The following is a 23,707-nucleotide window of genomic DNA, read 5'->3' as shown; positions in this document are numbered from 1 at the left end:
GATGACCAAAGCGCTTGATTTTACGTCCGGTTACGATTCACGCCGCCCGCCGATGCTGGGCCATAACGCCGTTGCGACGTCTCAGCCGCTGGCGGCGCAGGCGGGCATGAAGATGCTGCAGCTGGGCGGGAATGCCGTGGATGCGGCCATTGCCACCGCGATGGCGCTGACGGTGGTCGAGCCGACCGGCAACGGGATTGGCAGCGATGCCTTTGCCATCGTCTGGGACGGCGAAAAGCTGCACGGCCTGAACGCGTCCGGTCGTTCGCCTGCGAGCTGGCATGCGGATCTGTTTGCCGGTAAAACCACGGTGCCGGAAATCGGCTGGGACGCGGTGACCGTGCCGGGGGCGGTATCCGGCTGGGTCGCGCTGGCGGAACGCTTCGGCACGCTGCCGTTTACCACCCTGGCGCAGCCCGCCATTGACTATGCGCGCAACGGTTTCCCGGTCTCGCCGCTGATTGGGCATCTCTGGCAGCGCGGTTATAGCAAGCTGAAAGATCAGCCGGGCTTCAGCGCCTGCTTCGCGCCGGAAGGCCGCGCCCCGCGCGTGGGGGAGATCTTCCGCAACCCGGCGCAGGCGAACTCGCTGGAGCTGATCGCCCGCACCAACGGCGAAGCCTTTTACCGCGGCGAGCTGGCGCAGAAAATTGCTGCCTTCGCCAAAGAACATGGCGCGCACCTGACGGCTGAAGATCTGGCCAACCACCGCGTGGACTGGGTCGAGCTGCTGTCGCGCGACTTCGCGGGCGGTTCGGTGCAGGAGCTGCCGCCTAACGGTCAGGGGATCGCCACGCTGATTGCGCTCGGCATTCTTGAGCAGTGCGGCATTGAGAAGCATCATCCAGATTCCGTGCAGTCTCTGCATCTCTCCATTGAGGCGATGAAGCTGGCGCTGGCGGATCTCGACCGCTACGTGGCGGACGAAGAGCACATGGCGTTCGCGGCGAAAGAGCTGCTGAGCGACCATTACCTGAAGTCGCGCGCGGCGCTGATCAACCACGACAGCGCATCTGATTTTGTCTACGGTTCCCCGACGCAGAGCGGCACGGTCTACATCAGCACCGCGGATGCCAGCGGGATGATGGTCTCGTTTATTCAGTCCAACTATATGGGCTTCGGTTCAGGCATCGTGGTGCCGGATACCGGGATCAGCCTGCAAAACCGGGGCTGCGGGTTTGTGCTGGATCCTAATCACCCGAACGCGCTGGCGGGCAGCAAGCGTCCGTTCCACACCATCATTCCGGGCTTTGCGATGGACGGCAACGGCCAGCCGCTGATGTCCTTCGGCGTGATGGGCGGCCCGATGCAGGCGCAGGGGCACATGCAGATGGCGCTGCGCATCATGCTGCACGGGCAAAACCCGCAGGCGGCAATCGACGCCCCGCGCTGGCGCGTGGTGCAGGGCAGGGAGGTGATCGTTGAATCAACGTTCGATCGCAATACGATTGCCGCGCTGCGCGAACGCGGGCATCAGATCGTGGTGGAAGATCCGCTGCAGGATTACAACTTTGGCGGGGCACAGGTGATCTATCGCCTGCCGGAAGGGCACTACGTGGCCGCGACGGAAAGCCGCAAAGACGGGCAGGCGTTGGTGAGTTAATGTTTTATCCTCCCTCTCCCTTTGGGCTGAGGGATCCCCGGTAATTTTTTAGCCGGAAGCGATAAATATTGTTTCAGGATAATTAATGACTTACAGCGATGCCCTGATCCGGCTGTAAATCGCTGAGGCGTTTCCTGTAGGCCGGGGCGAGGCGCAGGGATGCGCCGAGAGGGCGGGCTTTACATGGACGTTGCCTCCGCCCGTCCCCGACAAGCCGGAAGGAATAAGCCGAGGGCACCGCGAAGCGGCGATTTACCGCCGGGAGCCCGGGTCGCCAGGGTGGTGGCGACTGAGCCACCCTGGCACGTTCACAGGTTGTGTCGTTACAGAGTAGCGAGGAACATAAAGTGAACGGAATAACCTCCGCAGTCGTATGTTCCCCCTCACCCCAGCCCTCTCCCTCAAGGGAGAGGGAGTCGTCTTTGCTGGCATTATTTTATGGGGATCTCTCAACCCTTTGGGTGAGGGGAAAATTTCAGCCGATGCTAAACGGATCCGCATCCTGCCACGCCGGAAACTTCTCCCGGTACTCTTTCAGCGCCGTTAACGACAGCTCCGCATCAATGCGCGTCGCCTGGTGCGGCTCGGCGGTGGCGATGATCTCGCCCTGCGGATTCACCACCCGACTGTCGCCGCGGTAGTGATGTCCGTTGCCGTCCGTTCCCACGCGGTTACAGCCCACCACGTACGCCTGGTTCTCAATCGCGCGCGCCACCAGCAGCGACTGCCAGTGCAGGGAGCGCGGCGCAGGCCAGTTGGCGACATACAGCGCCAGGTCGTAATCGTTGCGGTTACGCGACCACACCGGGAAACGCAGGTCGTAGCAAACCAGCGGCAGAATACGCCAGCCTCGCCACTCGAACACCACGCGCTCGTTACCGGCTTCATAGTGATGATGCTCATCCGCCATGCGGAACAGGTGGCGTTTATCGTAAAAATGCACTTTTCCTTCCGGCTCCACCAGCAGGAAGCGGTTCACCGGCCCGCGTTCGGTCTGCAGGGCGGCGCTGCCAGCGATCAGCGCATTAGTCTGCTGCGCTTTGACATGCATCCAGGCGACCACCTCATCCTGCGGCATTGACTGCTGTGCCGCTTCCATGGCGAAGCCGGTGGTGAACATTTCCGGCAGGACAATCACATCACGCCCGGTAATGTCTTCCAGTTGACGATCAAAGTGGCGCAGGTTGGCGGGGCCATCCATCCACACTAAAGGTTGCTGCAAAATAGAAATCTTCAGACCAGGCACAATTCAGACTCCTCAAACGACCACTTTTTGACACTGTAGCACGACATAACGAGAAAATGTGGCAATAAAAAACCCCGCGCGCGGCGGGGTTTGTATAAGCGAAACGCGTTACGCCGCTTCAGGTTTACGGTGCTTCTCCGGGAGCTTTACCGGCTGCGTCGCCAGTTCGTCCGGTTCGAAATCATCCACGTTAATACTGCGCAGACGGCTCTCTTCGGCTTTCACCAGCAGAGCGGCTTCATCTTTATTGATAATGCCACCGGCGAGCGCCTGTTTTGCCAGTTCGTCCAGACGGGTAAACGGCAGGTTTTTGCCCAGCTGTTTACAGATCTTCTGGTGAATCGGATCGGCAGCCATCACGTCCAGCAGCGCTTCTTCCAGCAGACCCACCGGGTTATGCGGCGTCGGTGCCAGGTACTGACCGCGACCGATGCGGGAGCGGGTTGCGCTCGGAACCTGCAGGATCTTCGCCACCTTGTGGTCCAGCTTGTCGGACGGCGCCAGGTGGTGACGACCGGTCGGGAAGATCACCACGCGCAGGGCGCCTGCCACAAAGCGGTTCGGGAAGTTCGCCAGCAGATCGTCAATCGCCTGTTCAGCCTGATACATCGCATCCTGCACGCCCCAGTGCACCAACGGCAGATCCGCTTCCTGACGGCCTTCATCGTCGTAACGTTTCAGGACCGCAGAGGCCAGGAAGATCTGGCTCAGCACATCGCCCAGACGGGCAGAGATACGTTCGCGACGCTTCAGGCTGCCGCCCAGCACCGCCATGGAAACGTCAGACAGCAGGGCCAGGTTGGCGCTCAGACGGTTCAGATGCTGGTAATAACGTTTGGTCGCATCGCCGGTCGGCGTGGCGCTGGTAAGGCCGCGCGTCAGGCCCAGCCAGAAGCTGCGCACCTTGTTGCTGCCCACGTGACCGATATGTTTGAACAGCAGCTTATCGAAGGCATCCACGTCGTTGTTCTGCGCGGCGGCCATCTCTTCCAGAACGTAAGGATGGCAGCGAATTGCGCCCTGACCGAAGATCATCATGCTGCGGGTCAGGATGTTTGCGCCTTCCACGGTGATGGCAATCGGTGCGCCCTGATAGCCGCGCGCCAGGAAGTTGCCTTCGCCGAGCATAATGCCTTTACCGCCTGCAATATCCATCGCGTCAATGATTGACTGCTGCGCGCGGTGGGTACAGTGGTACTTCACAATGGCCGACAGTACGGCTGGTTTTTCGCCCAGCATAATGCCGTAGGTAATCAGAGAAGCAGCGGCATCCATCACGTAGGCGTTGCCCGCGATACGCGCCAGCGGCTCTTCGATACCTTCCATCTTACCGATGGAGATTTTGAACTGACGGCGGATGTGAGCGTAGGCACCAATCCCCATCGCGACCGACTTCAGACCGCCGGTTGAGTTCGACGGCAGGGTAATGCCGCGGCCCACCGACAGACATTCCACCAGCATACGCCAGCCCTGACCGGCCATTTTCGGGCCACCGATGATGTAGTCAATCGGCACAAAGATATCCTGACCGCGGGTCGGACCGTTCTGGAACGGCACGTTCAGCGGGAAGTGACGACGACCAATCTCGACGCCTGGGGTAGAGGTTGGGATCAGCGCACAGGTAATGCCCAGATCTTCTTCACCGCCCAGCAGTTTTTCCGGGTCAGAGAGCTTAAAGGCCAGACCCAGCACGGTGGCGATAGGCGCCAGGGTGATATAACGCTTGTTCCAGGTCAGGCGCATGCCCAGCACCTGCTCGCCCTGCCACTCGCCCATGCAGACCACGCCGGTATCCGGGATCGCGCCCGCATCGGAGCCTGCTTCCGGGCTGGTCAGCGCGAAGCACGGGATTTCCTGACCGCGTGCCAGACGCGGCAGGTAGTGATCTTTCTGCTCTTCCGTACCGTAATGCTGCAGCAGTTCGCCCGGCCCTAAGGAGTTAGGTACGCCAACGGTAATCGCCAGGATCCCGGAAACGCCCGCCAGCTTCTGCAGGACGCGAGCCTGAGCGTAAGCGGAGAACTCCAGACCGCCGTACTCTTTCTTGATGATCATCGCGAAGAAGCGATGCTCTTTCAGGTACGCCCACAGCTCTGGCGGCAGATCGGCCATTTCGTGGGTGATGGCAAAGTCGTTTGCCATACGGCAGGCTTCTTCTACCGGGCCGTCAATAAACGCCTGTTCTTCCGCGGTCAGGCGCGGCTGCGGATAGTTATGCAGCTTTTTCCAGTCCGGATTGCCCTGGAACAGGTCGCCTTCCCACCAGGTAGTGCCCGCATCAATCGCTTCTTTCTCGGTACGCGACATTGGCGGCATCACTTTGCGGAAGCCCTTGAACACCGGCGCAGAGATCATGGATTTACGCATCGGCGCCAGGTTAAACGGCAGAAGAATGATGGCAAGAGGGACTAAAAGCCAGATATTCCAGAGACCTGCGACGCCAAGCGCAGCCGTCCAAGCCAGAAGAATCAGGCTGCTCAGGAATAAACTTACGCGGTGATAGAACAACACACCGAGCAGAACAACGGTTGCGAGAATGCTCAAAATCATCATAAAGAAAAGCTCCCTTGCTTGTAGGAGGTCTGACCACTTGTGATGATATGGTTGTAGTTGATGTAAATTCCTTTAGCAATGTGTTTACAAAATAATTACAACCTGGTTCACATTGTTCGTGTTTTAGCCGGCACAAAAAATCAAAACGCCGGACGATTCGCATGGCTTTAGCTTCTCGCTTTTCGCGCTATCCGGTACACTCCACTGTGTTATTTCATCAATACTGAAGGATTATCCTCATGTACCAGGATCTTATTCGTAACGAACTGAACGAAGCGGCGGAAACGCTGGCGAACTTTCTGAAAGATGATGCCAATATTCACGCTATTCAGCGCGCAGCGGTCCTGCTGGCCGACAGCTTCAAAGCCGGTGGCAAAGTGCTCTCCTGCGGTAACGGCGGTTCCCACTGCGACGCGATGCACTTTGCAGAAGAGCTGACCGGACGCTATCGCGAAAACCGCCCGGGCTACCCGGCGATTGCGATTTCCGACGTGAGCCACATCTCCTGCGTAGGCAACGACTTCGGTTACGATCACATCTTCTCCCGCTACGTTGAAGCGGTAGGCCGTGAAGGCGACGTGCTGCTGGGGATTTCTACCTCCGGCAACTCCGGCAACGTGATCAAAGCGATCGCCGCCGCGCGTGAAAAAGGGATGAAAGTCATCACCCTGACCGGCAAAGATGGCGGTAAGATGGACGGTACTGCGGATGTTGAAATTCGCGTTCCGCACTTCGGTTATGCTGACCGTATTCAGGAAATTCACATCAAAGTGATCCACATCCTGATCCAGCTGATCGAAAAAGAGATGGTTAAGTAAGACTTCGCTGGGGGCACTCTTGCCCCCGCTGTTGTGGAGGTGACGTATGTGCGAACTGCTCGGGATGAGCGCCAATGTGCCAACCGATATCTGCTTTAGTTTCACCGGGCTGGTTCAGCGCGGTGGAGGAACCGGGCCGCATAAAGACGGCTGGGGCATCACCTTCTACGAAGGCAAAGGGTGTCGCACGTTCAAAGATCCACAGCCCAGCTTTAACTCACCGATTGCCAAACTGGTGCAGGACTACCCCATCAAGTCCCGCTCGGTGATCGCCCACATCCGTCAGGCTAACCGTGGCGAAGTGGCGCTGGAAAATACCCATCCGTTTACCCGCGAGCTGTGGGGCCGTAACTGGACCTACGCGCACAACGGGCAACTCACGGGCTATAAGTCGCTGGAGACGGGCAATTTCCGCCCGGTCGGCGAAACGGATAGCGAAAAAGCCTTCTGCTGGCTGCTGCACAAGCTGACGGAGCGCTATCCCCGCACGCCCGGCAACATGGCTGCCGTGTTCAAATACATCGCGACGCTGGCGACAGAGCTGCGCGAAAAAGGCGTGTTCAACATGCTGCTCTCTGACGGCCGCTATGTGATGGCGTTCTGCTCGACGAATTTGTTCTGGATCACCCGCCGTGCGCCGTTTGGCGTGGCGACGCTGCTGGATCAGGATGTGGAGATAGACTTTCAGAAGGAGACCACACCGAACGATGTGGTCACAGTCATTGCAACGCAGCCGCTGACGGGCAACGAAACCTGGCAAAAGATTATGCCAGGCGAGTGGGTGCTATTTTGTCTCGGGGACCGTGTAATTTGACGCCAGCTGTGGATGGACGACTTCGTGGCTCAGCGGTTTGCTGACCACGTAACGGCCATCTACGATAGAGACCACCGGCGGCTTGTGGGTCTGCTCAAAGTAGTCGTAACCTGGCTTCAGCTGTTTCCAGAAATCCGCGTAGTATGAGTACTTGTGACGCGCCATGTTGGCGTCCGTCATGCGGAACGGATAGATGCTGACCTGTACGCTAGGCTGCCCAAAGACCAGCGCGCCGGTCACGAACTGGAATATCTCATCAATGCCGGAATCGGTCATCGCATAACAGCCGATAGACACGCAGGCACCGTGGATCATCAGGTATTTACCTTCATAACCGTGAGCACGGTCATAGGCATTCGGGAAGCCGATGTTAATGGCTTTATAGAAGCGGCTGTCAGGCTTGAGCTGGCTGCGCTGAACGTTGTAGAACCCTTCCGGACTTTTGAAATCGCCCTGACGCTGTTTTGGCCCCAGCCCGCCGGAGTAGTTACAAATTTTGTAACTATCAAGCAGCTGATAGGTCTCGCCCATTTTCACAAACAGATCGAGAGTGCGTTCTTCCTTGAAGATTTGAATATAAACCGGCGATCCCATTAACTGCTGTTTATATTCCTTGCTGACCGGCGTCGTTGAGCTATTACTGCTGAGCAGTCCGGCAAACGACATGCACGGAATCAGAAGCATCGCAATGAACAATGCGATTTTACGCATACTACTAGTTCCTTGATAAAACCATGACCAACTTGCCAGGACGGCAAAAGAGACCCGAAATCAGATTATTCTGTTAGGAGCGCTCACATTAGCACCGCTATAGATTTTCGCAAGAGCCGGGCGGTGAGTTTACAAATTAGTTTTACTTTATAAACCATCAAAATCGCGATGGCTCCAGGAACTTTGCGCATTAGCTCGCAATTTGGCGCGCGCGACGGCGGATTCCCTGCCCGCGAGAAGGGGAAAATGTTACACTTCGCGGCCACTGGATTGTTGTTCATGGAAACCTGCTAACCACATGTTTAAAATAAAAAAAGGACTTGATCTGCCGATTGCAGGCGTGCCCGCGCAGCACGTTTCGACAGGCGCAAGCATCCATCATGTCGCCATTGTGGGCGACGACTACCTGGGAATGCGACCTTCTATGTTGGTACAGGAAGGCGATCGCGTGATCAAAGGACAGGCGCTCTTTGAGGACAAAAAAAATCCCGGCGTGGTGTTCACGGCCCCCGCAAGTGGCACCGTTGTGGCGATTAACCGTGGCGAACGACGCGTTCTGCAGTCGGTGGTTATTCGCATTGAAGGCAACGAACAGCGTGAATTCGCCCATTACGATGCCGCAGACCTCGCGTCGCTGAGCCGTGACGCCGTTCAGGCTCAGCTTCTGGCGTCCGGTTTATGGACCGCGCTTCGTACGCGTCCCTTCAGCAAATCCCCTGTTCCGGGCACGGAACCGGCCGCGATTTTCGTCACGGCCATCGACACCAATCCGCTTAGCGTGGACCCGCAGCCGGTTATCCTGGCACAGCGCAAAGCCTTCGATGCCGGATTGACCGTTTTAACCCGCCTCACGTCAGGGAAAGTCCACGTTTGCCAGGCCGGCGGCGGCAAGCTTGGCGGGCATCCGCAGGGGCAGGTCACGTTTAATGAGTTTGCTGGCCCGCATCCGGCGGGTCTGGTCGGAACGCACATCCACTTTCTTGAGCCGGTAAGCCTGACGAAACGGGTCTGGCATCTGAATTATCAGGACGTCATCGCCATCGGTAAGCTTTTTACTACGGGTGAACTCTGCGCTGAACGGATCGTTGCCATCGGCGGACCGCAGGCTGCACACCCGCGCCTGGTGAAGACGCTGCTGGGCGCAGACATCAATGAACTGCTGGTGGGGGAAACCAAAGAGGGGGAAAACCGCCTGATTTCCGGTTCGGTCCTCAGCGGACGCCATGCTGCCAATGCACACGCGTATCTGGGACGTTTTCATCTTCAGGTCAGCATTGTGCAGGAAGGGCGTGAGAAAGAGCTGTTCGGCTGGGTGCTGCCCGGTGCGGAAAAATATTCCGTCACCCGCACCACGCTGGGCCATTTCCTGCGTAATAAGCTGTTTAGCTTCTCGACCAGTACGCACGGTGGCGAGCGCGCCATGGTCCCGATTGGTAACTACGAGCGCGTCATGCCGCTGGATATTCTGCCGACCATGCTGCTGCGCGATCTGCTCGCCGGTGATACCGACAGCGCGCAGGCGCTGGGCTGTCTGGAGCTGGACGAAGAAGATCTGGCGCTCTGTACCTATGTCTGTCCTGGAAAATACGAATATGGACCGGTATTGCGCGAGGTGTTAACCCGCATTGAGCAGGAAGGATAACCGATGGGCTTAAAACACCTCTTTGAAAAAATTGAGTCGCACTTTACCGAAGGGAAGCTCAAAAAGTACTACCCGCTGTATGAAGCAACGGCGACCATTTTCTACACGCCGGGGCTGGTGACGAAAGGCGCGGCGCACGTTCGCGACGCCATCGACCTTAAGCGGATGATGATCCTGGTGTGGTTTGCGGTCTTCCCGGCGATGTTCTGGGGGATGTACAACGTCGGTCTGCAGACCATTCCGGCGCTGCACCACATGTACGATGCACAGCAGCTGGCGCAGGTGCTTCAGTCTGACTGGCACTACCGTCTGGCCCATTCGTTAGGGGTGAGCTTCGCTGCAGACGCGGGCTGGATCAGTATGATGACGCTGGGCGCGGTTTTCTTCCTGCCGATTTACCTCACGGTATTTATCGTGGGCGGCTTCTGGGAAGTGCTGTTTGCCATCATCCGTAAACACGAGATCAACGAAGGCTTCTTCGTGACCTCGATTCTGTTTGCCCTGATTGTCCCGCCAACCTTACCGCTCTGGCAGGCGGCGCTGGGCATCAGTTTCGGCGTGGTGATTGCCAAAGAGATCTTCGGCGGCACCGGGCGGAACTTCCTCAACCCGGCGCTGGCGGGACGTGCGTTCCTCTTCTTTGCCTATCCGGCGCAAATCTCAGGCGATCTGGTCTGGACGGCGGCAGACGGTTTTTCCGGCGCGACGCCGCTTTCACAGTGGGCAGCCCACGGTGGCGAAACGCTGGTGAACAACGCGACGGGTCAGCCAGTCACCTGGTTTGATGCCTTTATTGGCAACATTCCGGGCTCCATCGGTGAAGTCTCGACGCTGATGATTTTGCTTGGCGGGGCGATCATTCTTTTCGGACGTGTGGCCTCCTGGCGGATTGTGGCGGGCGTGATGATCGGCATGGTGCTGACCGCCACCCTGTTCAACGTTATTGGTTCTACTACCAACCCGATGTTCTCCATGCCGTGGTACTGGCATCTGGTGTTGGGGGGCTTCGCGTTCGGCATGATGTTCATGGCGACGGACCCGGTCTCGGCCTCGTTTACAGACAAAGGTAAATGGAGCTATGGCGTGCTCATTGGCGCGATGTGTGTCCTGATCCGCGTGGTCAACCCGGCGTATCCGGAAGGGATGATGCTGGCCATTCTGTTTGCCAACCTGTTTGCGCCGCTGTTCGACTACCTGGTGGTGCGGGCCAACATCAAGCGGAGGAAGGCGCGTGGCTGAGGTAAAAAATAACGACAGCATCAGCAAAACGCTGCTGGTGGTGCTGGTGCTCTGTCTGGTCTGTTCCATCGTCGTGGCCGGTTCTGCCGTCGGGTTAAAACCTCTGCAGCAGGAGCAACGCGCGCTGGATAAACAGCGCAACATTCTGGCCGTGGCCGGGCTGATGCAGGAAGGAATGAGCGCAGACGACGTTTCGGCCGTCTTTGCCGAACGTATTTCCGCGCGGCTGGTGGATTTAAAAACGGGTGAACTGCTGGATAAAGACCCGGCAACCTTCAACCAGGCGCTGGCGCTGAAAGATCCGCAGATGAGCGTGACGCTCGAGGCATCGCAAGATCCGGCCGGGATTAAGCGTCGCAGCAACCTGGCCGAAATTTACCTGGTGCGTGACCCCCAAAAACGCATTCAGGAAGTGGTGCTTCCTGTCTACGGCAACGGCCTGTGGTCAATGATGTATGCCTTTGTGGCCCTTGATACGGATGGCCGCACCGTTAAAGGCATTGCGTATTATGACCAGGGCGAAACGCCGGGGCTGGGCGGCGAAGTGGAAAATCCGAACTGGCGGGCACAGTTTGTCGGCAAGAAAGTGCTCGACGATAACGGTCTGCCTGCGCTGAAGGTGATGAAAGGGGCGGCACGTCCCGGTGACGACTACGCGGTCGACGGGCTTTCCGGCGCCACGCTCACCTCAAACGGGGTGCAGCACAGTTTTGATTTCTGGATGGGCGAGCTGGGCTTTGGTCCTTTCCTGAAAAACGTACGTGAAGGAGCGCTGAACAATGGCTGATACCGGTGAACTGAAAGAAGTGAAAAAGGTGCTCATTGGCCCACTGCTCGCCAATAACCCGATCACGCTGCAGGTGCTGGGCGTCTGTTCGGCCCTGGCGGTAACGACCAAGCTGGAAACGGCGGTGGTGATGACGCTGGCCGTCACGCTGGTCACGGCGTTTTCGAGCATGTTTATCTCGATGATCCGCCACCACATTCCCAACAGCGTGAGGATCATCGTGCAGATGGCGATCATCGCTTCGCTGGTGATCGTGGTCGATCAGCTGCTGCGCGCCTTCGCCTATGAAACCTCCAAACAGCTCTCGGTGTTTGTCGGGCTGATCATCACCAACTGTATCGTCATGGGGCGTGCGGAAGCCTACGCCATGAAAATGCCGCCGCTGGCGAGCTTTATGGACGGTATCGGCAACGGCCTGGGCTACGGCGCGATCCTGCTGACCGTGGGGTTCCTGCGCGAGCTGATTGGCAGCGGCAAGCTGTTTGGCATCACGGTGCTGGATACGGTGCAAAACGGCGGCTGGTATCTGCCAAACGGCCTGTTCCTGCTGGCCCCTAGCGCATTCTTCATTATCGGTTTGCTGATCTGGCTGATTCGTACGCTGAAGCCAGAACAGCAGGAAAAGGAGTAACCGACGATGGCTCATTACCTGAGTTTGTTTGTGCGCGCGGTGTTTGTTGAAAACATGGCGCTCGCGTTTTTCCTCGGCATGTGTACGTTCCTCGCCGTGTCTAAAAAGGTCTCCACGGCATTTGGGCTGGGGGTGGCGGTCACGGTTGTGTTGGGGCTTTCGGTTCCGATTAACAATCTGGTGTACAACTTCGTGCTGCGGGACGGCGCGCTGGTGGAAGGGGTTGATCTCAGCTTCCTGAACTTCATCACCTTTATCGGGGTGATCGCGGCGCTGGTGCAAATCCTTGAGATGATCCTCGATAAGTACTTCCCGTCGCTGTACAACGCGCTGGGGATCTTCCTGCCGCTGATCGCGGTGAACTGCGCCATCTTTGGCGGCGTCTCGTTTATGGTTCAGCGTGATTACAACTTCAGTGAATCCGTGGTGTACGGTTTTGGTTCCGGCATCGGCTGGATGCTGGCGATAGTCACCATGGCGGGGATCCGCGAGAAAATGAAATATGCCAACGTGCCTGCGGGTCTGCGTGGCTTAGGGATCACCTTTATCACCACCGGGCTGATGGCGCTGGGCTTTATGTCCTTCTCCGGTGTGCAGCTATAAGGGCTAACAGATGGAAATTATCCTTGGCGTGGTGATGTTCACGCTGATTGTACTGGTGCTGTCAGGACTCATTCTGGCGGCGCGCGCGAAGCTGGTGAATTCCGGCGACGTGGTGATTGATATTAACGACGATCCGCAGAATCAGATCCGCACGCCTGCGGGAGATAAACTGCTCAACACGCTCTCCGGTAACGGTATTTTTGTCTCCTCAGCCTGCGGCGGCGGCGGCTCCTGCGGACAGTGCCGCGTGACGGTAAAAGAGGGCGGTGGCGATATTCTGCCCACCGAGCTGGCGCATATCACTAAGCGTGAGGCAAAAGAGGGCTGCCGTCTGGCCTGCCAGGTCGCGGTGCGCCAGAACATGAAGATTGAGCTGCCGGAAGAGATCTTCGGCGTTAAAAAATGGGAGTGCGAGGTTATCTCCAATGATAACAAAGCCACCTTTATTAAAGAGCTGAAGCTGCGGGTACCGGAAGGGGAAGATGTTCCGTTCCGCGCCGGGGGTTACATTCAGATTGAGTGTCCTGAGCATACCGTGGCGTATGCGGACTTCGACGTGCCTGAGGAGTACCGCGCCGACTGGGACAAATTCAATCTCTTCCGCTTTGTATCCGAGGTAAAAGAGCCGACGTTGCGCGCTTACTCCATGGCTAACTATCCGGAAGAGAAGGGCATTATTATGCTCAACGTGCGTATCGCCACGCCGCCACCGAATGTGCCGGATGCACCGCCGGGCGTGATGTCGTCATATATCTGGTCTCTGAAGCCGGGAGATAAGGTGACCATCTCCGGTCCGTTCGGGGAGTTCTTCGCGAAAGATACCGACACGGAAATGGTCTTTATCGGCGGCGGTGCCGGTATGGCCCCGATGCGCTCGCACATTTTTGACCAGCTCAAGCGGCTCGGCAGCAAGCGTAAAATCAGCTTCTGGTACGGGGCGCGTTCGCTGCGCGAAATGTTCTATGACGACGAGTTTGAACAGCTGGCGCGTGAAAACCCGAACTTTACCTTCCATGTGGCGCTCTCCGATCCGCAGCCGGAAGATAACTGGACGGGCTATACGGGGTTCATCCACAACGTGCTGTATGAAAACTACCTCAAACAGCACCCTGCACCCGAGGACTGCGAGTTCTATATGTGTGGTCCGCCGATGATGAACGCCGCCGTGATTAAGATGCTGAAAGATCTCGGCGTTGAAGATGAGAACATCATGCTCGATGATTTTGGAGGCTGATGATGCTGACGTTTCTGGCAACCTTTGTGGTGTTTGTGCTTGTCATCTTCGGCATGTCGTTAGGCTGGATAGTTAAACGGAAAAGCATTCAGGGCAGCTGCGGCGGTATTTCCTCCATTGGGATGGAAAAGGTCTGCGACTGCCCGGAACCGTGCGATGCGCGGAAAAAAAGAATGGCCCGCGAGCAGCAGCGCATCATTTAATCTGCCAGGTCGGGTAAGGCGAAGCCACCACCCGACGATTCACACGTACACTTCTCAATCCTCATTTGTTTACTGTATACTTATCCAGTGATGAGTGAGGGCTTACTATGCGCAAAATAATCCATGTCGATATGGACTGCTTTTTTGCCGCAGTGGAGATGCGTGACAACCCGGCGCTGCGGGATATTCCCATCGCCATTGGCGGCAGCCGCGTTCAGCGTGGTGTCATCAGCACCGCCAACTATCCTGCGCGCAAATTTGGCGTGCGCAGCGCCATGCCGACGGCGATGGCCTTAAAGCTTTGCCCTCATCTCACGCTTCTGCCCGGGCGGTTCGACGCCTATAAAGAGGCTTCCCTTCATATTCGGGAAATCTTCTCCCGCTATACCTCTCTGATAGAGCCGCTGTCGCTGGACGAAGCCTATCTCGATGTGACCGACAGCGTGCATTGCCACGGCTCCGCCACCCTGATGGCGCAGGAGATCCGCCAGACGATTTTCAACGAGCTGAATCTGACGGCATCGGCGGGGGTGGCGCCCGTTAAATTCCTCGCCAAAATCGCCTCCGATTTAAATAAGCCCAACGGTCAGTACGTCATCACGCCGGAAGAGGTGCCTGCGTTTTTGAAAACGCTACCGCTCGGTAAAATCCCCGGCGTCGGGAAAGTCTCCGCTGCAAAGCTGGAAAGCATGGGGCTACGGACCTGTGAAGACGTGCAGCGAAGCGACCTCGCCATGCTGCTGAAGCGCTTTGGGAAGTTTGGCCGCGTGCTGTGGGAGCGCAGCCAGGGGATTGACGATCGCGATGTGAACAGTGAACGGCTACGGAAATCCGTCGGCGTTGAGCGCACCCTCATTGAAGATATTCATGACTGGTCCGAATGCGAAACCATTATCACGGAACAGCTTTACCCGGAGCTGGAGCGACGCTTAAGCAAGGTGAAGCCGGACCTGCTGATTGCCCGTCAGGGTATCAAATTAAAATTCAATGACTTCCAGCAGACCACGCAGGAACACGTCTGGCCGCGACTGAATAAAGACGATCTTATCGCGACGGCAAAAAAGGCATGGGAAGAAAGACGAGGCGGGCGAGGGGTGAGGCTGGTGGGATTGCACGTCACGCTGCTGGATCCGCAGTTAGAGCGACAGCTGGTATTAGGATTGTAAAAAAGCCCGGTGCGCTACGCTTACCGGGCCTGCGTTGTTCACCCTCTCCCTGTGGGAGAGGGCTGGGGTGAGGGAATTACTTAACGGGGATCGCTTTCAGCAGTTCAGTCAGCAGTGTCCAGTAGTGACCGACGCTTTCGATATGAACCTGCTCATCCGGCGAGTGTGGACCGGTAATGGTTGGCCCGATAGAAACCATGTCCATGTCCGGATACGGTTTCTTGAACAGACCACATTCCAGACCGGCGTGGATCACCTGAATGTTCGGGGTGCTGTTGAACAGACGCTGGTAGGTTTCACGCACCAGTGCCATCACCGGAGAGCTTGCATCCGGCTGCCAGCCCGGGTAGCTGCCTTTTGCAGACGTTTTCGCGCCCGCCAGCGTACCCAGCGATTCCAGCATGCTCACCACGTACTCTTTACCGCTGTCGATAAGGGAGCGGATCAGGCAGATGATCTCCGCGCTGTCGTCGCTCATGGTCACCACGCCCACATTCAGCGAGGTTTCCACCACGCCTTTCGCCACGTCAGAGTTGCGGATCACGCCGTTTGGCGTCGCGTTCAGCAGCTGAACGAAGGTGTCACGAGACTTCGCGGTCAGCGCGGCTTTATCCGTGGAGACGGATTCCAGCACCACGGTCAGGTTCTTCTCTTTCGCTGACAGTTCGTTTTTCAGGATATCCAGATATACGGTGGAGAGTTTTTTCAGCTCGTCGGCTTTTGCCGCCGGTACTGCCACTGTGGCGAAGGCTTCGCGTGGGATCGCGTTGCGCAGGGTACCGCCGTTGAAATCAACCAGACGCAGATCCAGCTCAGCCGCATGGCCTGCCAGGAAGCGCGCCAGCAGCTTGTTGGCGTTGCCCAGACCCAGGTGAATATCGCCGCCGGAGTGGCCGCCTTTCAGACCTTTCAGCGTCATCTTGAAGGTCTGGAAACCGGCAGGAATCGCTTCGCGTGACAGCGGCAGGGTAGAGATGAAATCAATCCCGCCCGCGCAGCCCATGTAGATCTCACCTTCTTCTTCAGAGTCGGTGTTGATCAGGATATCCGCCTGCAGCCAGTTCGCCTGCAGACCGAACGCGCCGTCCATGCCCGCTTCTTCGGTCATGGTCAGCAGCACTTCCAGTGGACCGTGCTCAACGCTGTCGTCAGCCAGTACCGCCAGCGCAGAGGCCATACCGATGCCGTTATCCGCGCCCAGGGTGGTGCCGCGTGCTTTCACCCAGTCGCCGTCGATGTACGGCTGGATTGGGTCTTTGGTGAAGTCGTGAACGGTGTCGTTGTTCTTCTGTGGCACCATGTCCAGGTGCGCCTGCAGCACAACCGGTTTGCGGTTTTCCATGCCTGCGGTGGCGGGTTTGCGGATCAGAATGTTGCCAACCTGGTCGCGTTCCGCATGCAGACCTTTTTCCTTCGCCCAGCCCATAATATGTTCGGCAAGCTGTTCTTCATGGTAGGAAGGGTGTGGAATGGAGCAGATTTTGGCAAAAATATCCCACAGCGGCTGCGGAGATAGTTGAGACAGTTCAGACACGATAAGTCTCCTTGTCGAGGCGCTGCAAACAGGGTTGCAGGTCACAGGGTTAGCAGGTTAATAGTTACCACAAGTCAGGCTTGCGAGATGAAACTGAGAATACCACTTTCTCTGCTGGCTGGTAGCATAAAGCATGTAAAAACACAGGCAGAGGGCGCTAAACACTGGTTTTTAGTGCGCCAGATCTCTATAATCTCGCGCAACCTATTTCCCCCTCGAACACTTTTTAAGCCGTATAAAAACAGGCTGGGACACTTCACATGAGCGAAAAATACGTCGTCACCTGGGACATGTTGCAGATTCACGCACGCAAACTGGCTGCGCGTCTGATGCCTTCCGAACAGTGGAAAGGCATTATTGCCGTCAGCCGTGGCGGTCTGGTACCGGGGGCGCTGCTGGCACGTGAGCTGGGTATTCGTCATGTCGATACCGTTTGCATCTCCAGCTATGACCATGACAACCAGCGTGAGCTGACCGTGCTGAAACGCGCGGAAGGCGACGGTGAAGGTTTCATCGTGATTGATGACCTGGTAGATACCGGCGGTACTGCGGTCGCTATCCGCGAAATGTATCCGAAAGCACATTTCGTCACTATCTTCGCGAAACCGGCGGGCCGCCCGCTGGTTGACGATTACGTGATTGATATCCCGCAGGATACCTGGATTGAACAGCCATGGGATATGGGCGTGGTCTTCGTACCGCCGATTTCAGGCCGTTAATCCCAGTACGTAACTTTACACGCCCGGCAATGCCGGGCGTTGTTCTTTTTGGCCTGCCACGCGTTACAATAGTCTTCATATGACGTATTCATGGAGGCAACGCAATGACGCAGGCGAATCTCACCGAGACACTTTTCAAACCCCGTTTCAAACACCCTGAAACGTCGACGCTGGTGCGTCGCTTTAATCCGGGGACACAGCCTGCCGTCCAGTCCGCGTTAGACGGTAAAAACGTGCCCCACTGGTATCGTATGATTAACCGCCTGATGTGGGTCTGGCGCGGTATCGACCCCCGTGAAATCCTTGATGTGCAGGCACGTATCGTGATGAGTGAAGCCGAGCGTACCGACAGCGAACTCTATGATACGGTAGTGGGCTATCGCGGCGGAAACTGGATCTACGAGTGGTCTAAACAGGCAATGCTCTGGCAGCAGAAAGCCACCCAGGAAGAGGATGCCACGCGCAGCGGCAAGCACTGGCTGCATGCGGCCAATCTCTACGCCATTGCCGCGTATCCACATCTGAAAGGTGATGAGCTGGCCGAGCAGGCACAGGCGCTGGCGAATCGCGCCTATGAAGAGGCGGCTCAACGCCTGCCGGGCCAGATGCGCGAACTCGAGTTTACCATTCCGGGTGGGTCATCCATTACCGGGTTCCTGCATATGCCTGAAGGTGAAGGCCCGTTCCCGACCGTCCTTATGTGCGGTGGGCTGGATTCGTTGCAGATCGATTATTACAGCCTGTATGAGCGTTACTTCGCACCAAAAGGGATCGCCATGCTGACGCTGGATATGCCCTCAATCGGCTTCTCCTCCAAATGGAAACTGACTCAGGATTCCAGCCTGCTGCACCAGCATGCGCTAAAAGCGCTGGAAAACATTCCGTGGGTCGACCACACCCGCGTGGCGGCATTTGGCTTCCGCTTTGGTGCAAACGTCGCGGTGCGTCTGGCTTACCTTGAATCTTCTCGCCTGAAAGCCGTCGCCTGCCTTGGTCCGGTCGTTCACGCCCTGCTCAGCGATCCTGCACGCCAGGGGAGCGTACCTGAAATGTACCTTGATGTGCTGGCCAGCCGTCTTGGCATGCATGATGCATCAGACGAAGCGCTGCGCGTTGAGCTCAATCGCTACTCGTTAAAAACGCAAGGGTTGCTGGGACGTCGCTGCCCAACGCCGATGCTGTCGGGATTCTGGAAAAACGATCCGTTCAGTCCGGAAGAAGAGTCGCGCTTAATCACGTCGTCATCTGCGGATGGCAAATTGCTAGAAGTGCCGTTCAGCCCGGTCTATCAGAATTTCGATAAAGCGCTGAAAGAGATTACGCGCTGGATCGCTCAGAGATTGTGTTAATAGATTGCTAAATTTTGCTGGTTTGGTAAAACAGTGGCTTCACAAAAGGAGATCGTAATGACGTTACCGAGTGGACACCCGAAAAGTAGACTGATTAAGAAGTTTATGGCTCTCGGCCCGTATATTCGAGAAGAGCAGTGTGAAGAGAATCGCTTTTTTTTCGACTGCCTGGCTGTATGCGTCAACGTGAAGCCTGCACCCGAAAAACGTGAATTCTGGGGCTGGTGGATGGAAATGGAAGCAGAGGAAAAACGCTTTACGTATAGCTACCAGTTTGGCCTGTTTAATAAAGACGGCAACTGGCAGGCGACCTCGATTAAAGATCAGGAAGTGATTGACCGCCTGGAATATACGCTAAAAGAGTTCCATGATAAGGCACGCGCACTGCTGGCGACTCTGGATCTCAAGCTCGAGCCCGCAGATAACTTTTCCAGCGAAGCGGTGAAGCTGACTGCCTGATGGTGTCACAGCGCCGGGTGGCGGCTTCGCCTTACCCGGCCTACAAAAAATGATGGTTTTCTCCCTCTCCCCGTGGGAGAGGGCCGGGGTGAGGGCACCAGTCCGCATTAATCCCCGAAATAAAAAAAAAACCGGCACAGGCCGGTTTTTTATTTCGCATCATCAGAACTGGTAGGTCATACCCAGGGCAACGATGTCATCGCTGCTCACGCCCAGTTTATTTTTGTCGTCAATCTGGTTGATTTTATAATCAACAAAGGTGGACATATTTTTGTTGAAGTAATAGGTCGCGCCAACGTCAATGTATTTCACCAGATCTTCGTCACCAATACCTTCGATATCTTTGCCTTTAGACTGGACATAACCCAGGGACGGGCGCAGACCAAAGTCGAACTGATATTGTGCGACCACTTCAAAGTTTTGCGCTTTATTTGCAAATCCGCCAGAAATTGGCGTCATATTGCGGGTTTCTGAATACATCGCTGCCAGATAAATATCGTTCGCGTCATATTTCAGACCGGTTGCCCAGGCTTCTGCTTTCTGGCCCTGGCCACGCGCCAACAGGTTCTGCGCATTGGTGCGGTCAGAGTTGGTGTAAGCGCCGCTGACGGCGAAATCGCTGCCGCCGAAGTCATAGCTCAGAGAGGTACCAAAACCGTCACCGTTCTGTTTCTTGGCGTCACGGTTTTCGTTTTTGCCCTGGTACTGCAGGGTCATGTCCAGGCCGTCAACCGCGCCGAAGAAGTCGGTGTTACGATAGGTAGCAAGACCGGTAGCACGCTTAGTCATGAAGTTATCGGTCTGCGCGGAAGAGTCGCCGCCGAATTCAGGGAACATGTCGGTCCATGCTTCAACGTCATACAGGGCACCCAGGTTACGACCGTAATCCAGAGAACCAAAGTTTTTCAGCTTCAGGCCCGCGAACGCCAGACGGGTTTTCTGAGAGGAGTCGCTCTCGGCTTTGTTACCCGCAAATTCAGATTCCCAACGGCCATAGCCCGTCAGCTGATCGTTAATCTGGGTTTCGCCTTTAAAACCGAAACGAACGTAAGTCTGATCGCCATCTTTGGTGGCATCATCGCTGATGTAGTGCATGGCTTTCACTTTGCCGTACACGTCCAGCTTATTACCATCTTTATTATAAACTTCAGCTGCGTGAACGGATGCAGAAGCCACTACGCCCATAACCATTAATGCCAGAGTGCTCTTTTTCATTTTCGATCCTGTCTTATAAACGCGCTAAAAAATTCGCTGGACGATAAGCTCATGCTTAAGTCCCGTGAAAAAACAGGAAGGGTTTTATCGTTCTGGAATGAAACTTTTATGACAAACTAAGAATAATTTTAAAAAACTGTGATTTATTATTTCGGTAATAAAAGTGTCAAATTCTCCCGCTACGCTTCCTGATCCCGCGCAACAAAGTGTTTCGCGATGTGCTAAGGCAGTTGGCAACGGGGCTGACTCCTGCTAAAACGTTCGTTCGACATTACTTTCCCTTATCGTTGAACGGCAGAGAATCATGAGTGACAGCCAGACGCTGGTGGTAAAACTCGGTACCAGTGTTTTAACAGGCGGATCGCGCCGCCTAAATCGCGCCCACATTGTTGAGCTTGTACGTCAGTGCGCTCAGTTACATGCCGCAGGGCATCGTATTGTGATTGTGACCTCCGGGGCGATTGCCGCCGGGCGTGAACACCTGGGTTACCCCGAACTCCCCGCGACGATAGCCTCCAAACAGCTGCTGGCCGCCGTGGGGCAAAGCCGACTCATTCAACTCTGGGAACAGCTGTTCTCTATCTATGGCATCCACGTCGGGCAGATGCTGCTGACGCGTGCGGATATGGAAGACAGAGAGCGCTTCCTGAACGCCCGCGATACCCTGCGCGCGCTGCTGGACAACAATATCGTTCCGGTCATTAACGAGAACGATGCCGTTGCTACCGCTGAAATCAAAGTAGGCGATAACGATAACCTCTCTGCGCTGGCCGCCATTCTGGCCGGTGCCGATAAATTACTGCTTCTGACCGATCAGCAGGGGCTGTTCACTGCCGATCCGCGCTCTAACCCGGATGCCGAGCTGATTACCGACGTTCACGGTATCGACGATGCGCTGCGCGCCATCGCCGGTGACAGCGTGTCCGGCCTCGGAACGGGCGGCATGGGGACCAAGCTGCAGGCCGCTGACGTGGCGTGCCGCGCCGGTATCGACACCATCATTGCGGCGGGCAGCCGCCCAGGCGTGATTGGTGACGTGATGGAAGGCATCTCGGTCGGCACCCGCTTCCACGCTCAGGAATCCCCGCTGGAAAACCGTAAACGCTGGATATTTGGCGCGCCGCCTGCGGGCGAACTCGTCGTCGATGAAGGGGCAACCGCCGCGATTCTGGAACGAGGAAGTTCATTACTTCCTAAAGGAATTAAAAGCGTGACAGGCAACTTCTCCCGTGGTGAAGTGATCCGTATCCGTAACCTCGAAGGCCGCGACATCGCCCACGGCGTAAGCCGTTATAACAGCGATGCCCTGCGCCGCATCGCGGGTCACCACTCACAGCAGATCGACGCCATTCTGGGCTATGAATATGGCCCGGTTGCCGTACATCGCGATGACATGATTATTCGTTAAGGAGCCAGAACATGCTGGAACAAATGGGCGCCGCCGCGAAGGCCGCCTCTTATAAACTGGCGCTCCTTTCCAGCCGCGAGAAAAACCGCGTGCTGGAAAAAATCGCTGATTATCTGGAATCACAGTCCCAGGAGATTTTGCTCGCCAACGAGCAGGATTTACTTGAGGCGCGTCGAAACGGTCTGAGCGAAGCCATGCTCGACCGTCTGGCGTTGACCCCGGCCCGCCTGAAAGGCATTGCCGACGATGTTCGTCAGGTCTGCAATCTGGCCGACCCGGTAGGGCAGGTAATCGACGGCGGGCTGCTCGACAGCGGTTTACGCCTAGAGCGCCGCCGCGTGCCGCTCGGCGTTATCGGCGTTATTTATGAAGCCCGTCCAAACGTGACGGTGGATGTCGCCTCCCTGTGCCTGAAAACCGGCAACGCCGCTATTCTGCGCGGTGGGAAAGAGACCTGGCGCACCAATGCCGCGACGGTGAAAGTCATTCAGCAGGCGCTGGAAGAGTGTGGATTACCGGCTGGTGCCGTGCAGGCAATTGAGAGCCCGGACCGCGCGCTGGTCAACGAAATGCTGCGCATGGACAAATACATCGACATGCTGATCCCACGCGGCGGCGCGGGCCTGCACAAGCTGTGCCGCGAGCAGTCCACGATTCCGGTGATCACCGGCGGTATTGGCGTGTGTCACATCGTGGTCGACGACAGCGCTGAGATTGAACCGGCGCTGAAGATTATCGTTAACGCGAAAACCCAGCGTCCAAGCACCTGTAACACCGTTGAAACGCTGCTGGTGCATCAGGATATTGCGAACACCTTCCTGCCGGCTCTGAGCAAACAGATGGCAGAGAGCAGCGTGACGCTGCATGCTGACGCCAGTGCGCTCGCGCTGCTTCAGGATGGCCCGGCTAACGTGGTTCCCGTCAACGCGGAGCAGTACGACGACGAGTTCCTGTCACTGGATCTGAACGTGAAAATCGTTACCGACCTTGACGACGCCATTGCACACATCCGTGAGCATGGGACGCAGCATTCTGACGCCATCCTGACGCGTACGCTGCGCAATGCCGATCGCTTCGTGAACGAAGTGGATTCCTCTGCGGTGTACGTTAATGCCTCCACCCGCTTCACCGACGGCGGCCAGTTCGGCCTCGGCGCTGAGGTGGCGGTTAGCACGCAGAAACTGCACGCGCGCGGTCCGATGGGGCTGGAAGCGCTGACCACGTACAAGTGGATCGGCTTCGGTGACGATACGATTCGTGCGTAAATAATCACGGGTGATGCAAAAGTAGCCGTTTGATTCAAAAGGGCATTGACGCATCACCCGGATAGATCTAACCTTTTGCCCCGTGGTTACATTCGTAACCGGCCTCTCAGGGCCGATATAGCTCAGTTGGTAGAGCAGCGCATTCGTAATGCGAAGGTCGTAGGTTCGACTCCTATTATCGGCACTCACACAACAAAATCCTTTAAAAACAATAAGTTAAGACGATTTTTGTTCTCAAGATACAACCTTTTTTTAAGGGATTCTATGACCAACAGTTGCCGCTATGGTTAACAGTGGCTATTCAGGGATGTTAGCACGTAGCGGCCTGTAGTTGTAAAGCTCGAACAGGTACAAAGCGTGAACAGTCCCCACGAACCGCTATCAACTCGAAGCTGATGACGCTGCCAACGTCTCTAAACCATCCCGAAACAGATTGATCACACGCATTTAAGCCCGATGTGCGGCCTTGTGGCTGCGTAAACAGGTGAATAGTGGTAATGCCCCGGTA

Annotated in this window: 21 protein-coding genes and 1 tRNA gene; 17 read left to right on the top strand and 5 right to left on the bottom strand. The window is 56.5% G+C overall.

Translation table 11 applies throughout. The features are described from left to right. Position 1 precedes the first annotated feature (1 nt). Positions 2–1,603, top strand: a complete 1,602-nt coding sequence (locus ACDO57_RS13545; protein WP_370884134.1) for a gamma-glutamyltransferase family protein — start codon at positions 2–4, stop codon at positions 1,601–1,603. Positions 1,604–2,078: 475 nt separating this feature from the next. On the opposite strand, the gene ACDO57_RS13540 is transcribed toward ACDO57_RS13545, so the two are convergent. Together ACDO57_RS13540 and fadE are read right to left on the bottom strand one after the other, a co-directional pair. Beyond that, positions 2,079–2,849, bottom strand: a complete 771-nt coding sequence (locus tag ACDO57_RS13540; protein WP_267217181.1) for an amidohydrolase — start codon at positions 2,847–2,849, stop codon at positions 2,079–2,081. 108 nt (positions 2,850–2,957) lie between these two features. Further along, positions 2,958–5,402, bottom strand: a complete 2,445-nt coding sequence (gene fadE, locus ACDO57_RS13535) for an acyl-CoA dehydrogenase FadE (RefSeq protein ID WP_370884099.1) — start codon at positions 5,400–5,402, stop codon at positions 2,958–2,960. 239 nt (positions 5,403–5,641) lie between these two features. On the opposite strand from fadE, the gene lpcA reads away from it, so the two are divergent. Together lpcA and ACDO57_RS13525 are read left to right on the top strand one after the other, a co-directional pair. After that, positions 5,642–6,220: a D-sedoheptulose 7-phosphate isomerase gene (gene lpcA, locus ACDO57_RS13530; protein ID WP_010427884.1), complete on the top strand. Its 579-nt coding sequence runs from the start codon at positions 5,642–5,644 to the stop codon at positions 6,218–6,220. Between the two features lie 46 nt (positions 6,221–6,266). Continuing rightward, positions 6,267–7,034, top strand: coding sequence for a class II glutamine amidotransferase (locus ACDO57_RS13525; protein ID WP_008500262.1), 768 nt, complete (start codon positions 6,267–6,269; stop codon positions 7,032–7,034). Here ACDO57_RS13525 and dpaA read toward each other — a convergent pair. Then, the gene (gene dpaA / locus ACDO57_RS13520; RefSeq protein WP_024909462.1) at positions 7,005–7,745 is read right to left on the bottom strand and encodes a peptidoglycan meso-diaminopimelic acid protein amidase; all 741 of its coding nucleotides are present in this window, start codon (positions 7,743–7,745) and stop codon (positions 7,005–7,007) included. The genes ACDO57_RS13525 and dpaA overlap by 30 nt on opposite strands. Before the next feature lie 298 nt (positions 7,746–8,043). On the opposite strand from dpaA, the gene ACDO57_RS13515 reads away from it, so the two are divergent. From ACDO57_RS13515 to dinB, 8 genes are all read left to right on the top strand, one after another. Further along, entirely contained in the window at positions 8,044–9,387 is a 1,344-nt protein-coding gene (locus tag ACDO57_RS13515) for a Na(+)-translocating NADH-quinone reductase subunit A (protein ID WP_061715915.1), read from the top strand. Positions 9,388–9,390: 3 nt separating this feature from the next. Beyond that, entirely contained in the window at positions 9,391–10,626 is a 1,236-nt protein-coding gene (locus ACDO57_RS13510; RefSeq protein WP_370884098.1) for an NADH:ubiquinone reductase (Na(+)-transporting) subunit B, read from the top strand. Beyond that, complete coding sequence (locus ACDO57_RS13505) at positions 10,619–11,413, top strand: Na(+)-translocating NADH-quinone reductase subunit C (RefSeq protein ID WP_061715913.1); 795 nt, start codon at positions 10,619–10,621, stop codon at positions 11,411–11,413. The genes ACDO57_RS13510 and ACDO57_RS13505 overlap by 8 nt, the downstream gene beginning before the upstream one ends. Continuing rightward, positions 11,406–12,044: an NADH:ubiquinone reductase (Na(+)-transporting) subunit D gene (locus ACDO57_RS13500; RefSeq protein ID WP_024909466.1), complete on the top strand. Its 639-nt coding sequence runs from the start codon at positions 11,406–11,408 to the stop codon at positions 12,042–12,044. Before ACDO57_RS13505 ends, ACDO57_RS13500 begins: the two co-directional genes overlap by 8 nt. Before the next feature lie 6 nt (positions 12,045–12,050). Further along, on the top strand, positions 12,051–12,647 hold the full coding sequence (nqrE, locus tag ACDO57_RS13495) for an NADH:ubiquinone reductase (Na(+)-transporting) subunit E (RefSeq protein WP_023334613.1): 597 nt from the start codon (positions 12,051–12,053) through the stop codon (positions 12,645–12,647). 10 nt (positions 12,648–12,657) lie between these two features. Next, positions 12,658–13,881, top strand: a complete 1,224-nt coding sequence (nqrF, locus tag ACDO57_RS13490; RefSeq protein WP_370884097.1) for an NADH:ubiquinone reductase (Na(+)-transporting) subunit F — start codon at positions 12,658–12,660, stop codon at positions 13,879–13,881. After that, positions 13,881–14,084 carry a (Na+)-NQR maturation NqrM gene (gene nqrM, locus ACDO57_RS13485; protein ID WP_023615899.1) on the top strand — a complete coding sequence of 68 codons (204 nt, stop codon included), beginning with the start codon at positions 13,881–13,883 and terminating at the stop codon, positions 14,082–14,084. The genes nqrF and nqrM overlap by 1 nt, the downstream gene beginning before the upstream one ends. 107 nt (positions 14,085–14,191) lie before the next feature. Continuing rightward, a complete protein-coding gene (gene dinB / locus ACDO57_RS13480; RefSeq protein WP_008500252.1) occupies positions 14,192–15,250 on the top strand; it encodes a DNA polymerase IV in 1,059 nt (352 codons plus the stop codon). Positions 15,251–15,326: 76 nt separating this feature from the next. On the opposite strand, the gene pepD is transcribed toward dinB, so the two are convergent. Continuing rightward, on the bottom strand, positions 15,327–16,784 hold the full coding sequence (gene pepD, locus ACDO57_RS13475; protein ID WP_208763525.1) for a cytosol nonspecific dipeptidase: 1,458 nt from the start codon (positions 16,782–16,784) through the stop codon (positions 15,327–15,329). Positions 16,785–17,044: 260 nt separating this feature from the next. Between pepD and gpt the strand changes: the two genes are divergently transcribed. From gpt to crl, 3 genes are all read left to right on the top strand, one after another. Further along, on the top strand, positions 17,045–17,503 hold the full coding sequence (gene gpt / locus ACDO57_RS13470) for a xanthine phosphoribosyltransferase (RefSeq protein WP_010427903.1): 459 nt from the start codon (positions 17,045–17,047) through the stop codon (positions 17,501–17,503). 104 nt (positions 17,504–17,607) lie between these two features. Continuing rightward, positions 17,608–18,852 (top strand): esterase FrsA, encoded by a 1,245-nt coding sequence (gene frsA, locus ACDO57_RS13465; RefSeq protein WP_045909843.1) that lies wholly within the window; start codon positions 17,608–17,610, stop codon positions 18,850–18,852. A gap of 57 nt (positions 18,853–18,909) precedes the next feature. After that, the gene (gene crl / locus ACDO57_RS13460) at positions 18,910–19,311 is read left to right on the top strand and encodes a sigma factor-binding protein Crl (protein WP_024909470.1); all 402 of its coding nucleotides are present in this window, start codon (positions 18,910–18,912) and stop codon (positions 19,309–19,311) included. A 162-nt stretch (positions 19,312–19,473) separates the two neighbouring features. Here the strand turns inward: crl and phoE are convergent, their stop codons facing one another. Next, positions 19,474–20,526 (bottom strand): phosphoporin PhoE, encoded by a 1,053-nt coding sequence (gene phoE / locus ACDO57_RS13455; protein ID WP_148769531.1) that lies wholly within the window; start codon positions 20,524–20,526, stop codon positions 19,474–19,476. Positions 20,527–20,830: 304 nt separating this feature from the next. Between phoE and proB the strand changes: the two genes are divergently transcribed. The 3 genes from proB (at position 20,831) to ACDO57_RS13440 (ending at position 23,383) form a co-directional block, all read left to right on the top strand. After that, complete coding sequence (gene proB / locus ACDO57_RS13450) at positions 20,831–21,934, top strand: glutamate 5-kinase (protein ID WP_061715910.1); 1,104 nt, start codon at positions 20,831–20,833, stop codon at positions 21,932–21,934. 11 nt (positions 21,935–21,945) lie between these two features. Continuing rightward, complete coding sequence (proA, locus tag ACDO57_RS13445; RefSeq protein WP_048990118.1) at positions 21,946–23,199, top strand: glutamate-5-semialdehyde dehydrogenase; 1,254 nt, start codon at positions 21,946–21,948, stop codon at positions 23,197–23,199. Between the two features lie 111 nt (positions 23,200–23,310). Further along, a tRNA-Thr gene (locus tag ACDO57_RS13440) sits at positions 23,311–23,383 on the top strand. Positions 23,384–23,707 lie beyond the last annotated feature (324 nt).

Source organism: Enterobacter cloacae complex sp. 2015409, from assembly GCF_041365315.1.
Classification (GTDB): Bacteria; Pseudomonadota; Gammaproteobacteria; order Enterobacterales; family Enterobacteriaceae; genus Enterobacter; species Enterobacter pseudoroggenkampii.
This window is presented reverse-complemented; position numbering and strand designations above follow the sequence as displayed.